We start from the raw sequence: 2,403 nt of genomic DNA on the forward strand, positions 1-2,403 counted from the left end.
AGCCAAAGCGATTGTAGAGCGCGCCCGCCAACAGATCAGTGATGCACTTGGTGCGGCGGGCAGTGATATTGTTTTTACGTCGTCTGCCACAGAAAGCGCCGCACTTGCGCTTGCAGGGAGGGATTTGCACGCAGCACCGGTTGAGCATGACGCGGTTGCGGCTTGGATCACGCCGGATTTGGCCCTGAAAGAGGGGCAGGTTCAGGTGTCTGACGCCGCGCAATCATGTGTTCAGATTGCCAACTCTGAAACTGGTGTGATCCAAAACTTGCCATCTGGTCTTGCGGCGAGTGATTTGACCCAAGGGTTCGGGAAGCTGCCGCTTGCCTTTGACTGGACTGGCATCCGAATGGGGCTGGTGTCCGGTCATAAACTTGGTGGTCCCAAAGGCGTCGGCGCTGTTGTGTTCCCGCAAGGGACTGACCTGCAAACGCAAATTAAGGGCGGCGGCCAAGAAATGGGGCGGCGGTCTGGTACGGAAAACGTAATCGGGATCGCTGGCTTCGGAGCTGCGGCCGAGGCGGCGGCGCGTGATTTAGCCGACGGTGTTTGGGAGCGGATTGCAGAACTTAGAATTATTCTAGAAAACTCCCTTGCGTCCGGTGCTAACCAGACTATTTGTGTCGGGAAAGGTTTTGAACGGTTGCCCAACACGAGTTGCTTCATCACGTCCGGCTGGAAGGGTGAGACGCAGGTCATGGCGATGGATCTTGCTGGGTTTGCGGTTTCTGCCGGTAGTGCGTGCAGCAGCGGCAAAGTCCGCGCCAGCGGTGTGTTGCAGGCGATGGGCTACTCAGAGACCGAGGCTAGCTCGGCGATCCGTGTCTCGCTTGGGCCGGAGACAACAGAAGATCAGGTGCTGCGGTTTGCGCAGGCGTGGTTGAAAGCAGAACAAAAGTGGCGCGCCCGCGCTGCATGAATGACGAAAGTCCCGTGGGGGCGCGCTGAAAACAGAGTGCCAAACGGGGCCATAGGAAGGGAAACAGAGATGAGCTTGGATGTGGAAGTCAAAGACGGCGTCGATCAGGAAACTGTGGATGCAGTCAAAGAGCTGTCGGGGGCCTATAAATACGGCTGGAACACGGATATCGAGATGGAATACGCGCCCAAGGGCGTGAACACTGGTATCGTCAAGCTGATCTCTGAAAAGAACGAAGAGCCCGAGTGGATGACCGAATGGCGTTTACAGGCCTTTGAGCGGTGGGAAAAGATGACCGAGCCTGAGTGGGCGATGGTGAGCTATCCTAAAATCGATTTTCAGGACCAGTACTATTACGCGCGCCCGAAAAGCATGGTGGAAAAGCCCAAGTCACTTGATGAGGTCGATCCAAAGCTGTTGGCCACATACGAAAAGCTGGGCATTCCATTGAAGGAACAGGCGCTGCTCGCTGGTGTAGAAGCACCGGAAGAAGAGCGTAAAGTGGCTGTGGATGCGGTGTTTGACAGTGTTTCTGTTGGCACAACGTTCAAGGATGAGCTTGCAAAAGCTGGTGTGATTTTCTGCTCCATCTCGGAGGCCATTCGTGAGCACCCAGAGTTGGTTAAAAAGTACCTCGGCTCTGTCGTTCCTGTTAGTGACAACTATTACGCGACGCTCAATTCTGCAGTGTTCTCGGATGGTTCGTTTGTTTATGTGCCGCCGGGTGTGCGTTGCCCGATGGAGCTGAGCACTTATTTCCGGATCAATGCCGAAAACACAGGGCAGTTTGAGCGGACGCTGATCATTGCGGACAAAGGCTCATACGTGTCTTATTTGGAAGGGTGTACGGCGCCACAACGTGACACAGCGCAGTTGCACGCTGCCGTTGTTGAGATTGTTATCGAGGAAGACGCGGAAGTAAAATACTCGACCGTTCAGAACTGGTACCCCGGTGACGAAGACGGCAAAGGCGGCATCTACAACTTTGTGACCAAGCGCGCCGATTGTCGTGGCGACCGAGCAAAAGTGATGTGGACGCAGGTTGAGACCGGCTCTGCTGTGACTTGGAAATACCCAAGTTGCATTTTGCGCGGCAACGAGACGCAAGGTGAGTTTTACTCCATCGCGATTGCTAACAACATGCAGCAGGCTGACACCGGCACAAAGATGGTTCACTTGGGCAAAAACACCAAGTCACGGATCGTGTCGAAAGGGATCAGTGCGGGCAAGGCGCAGAATACCTATCGCGGTTTGGTTTCGATGCACCCTAAAGCGAAGAATTCACGCAACTATACCCAGTGCGACAGCCTTCTGATCGGCGATAAATGTGGTGCTCACACGGTGCCGTATATCGAGGTGAAGAACAACTCGAGCCGTGTTGAGCATGAAGCGACCACATCAAAAGTAGATGATGAGCAGCTCTTTTATTGCCGCCAGCGCGGTATGGACGAGGAAGAGGCGGTTGCATTGGTCGTGAATGGTTT

The 2,403-nt window shown here is 54.6% G+C and carries 2 protein-coding genes; both read left to right on the top strand.

Going from position 1 to position 2,403, the window contains the following annotated elements; genetic code table 11:
- Nucleotides 1-919 (top strand): cysteine desulfurase family protein (locus ACTF5M_RS11335; protein WP_438961071.1); only part of this gene is annotated, 919 nt, incomplete at its 5' end.
- Between the two features lie 69 nt (nucleotides 920-988).
- Nucleotides 989-2,403, top strand: a 1,415-nt coding sequence (gene sufB, locus ACTF5M_RS11340) for a Fe-S cluster assembly protein SufB (RefSeq protein WP_438961072.1), incomplete at its 3' end; no start/stop codon positions are given.

Origin of the sequence: Nereida sp. (assembly GCF_965655635.1) — a bacterium.
Taxonomy (GTDB): Bacteria; Pseudomonadota; Alphaproteobacteria; order Rhodobacterales; family Rhodobacteraceae; genus Nereida.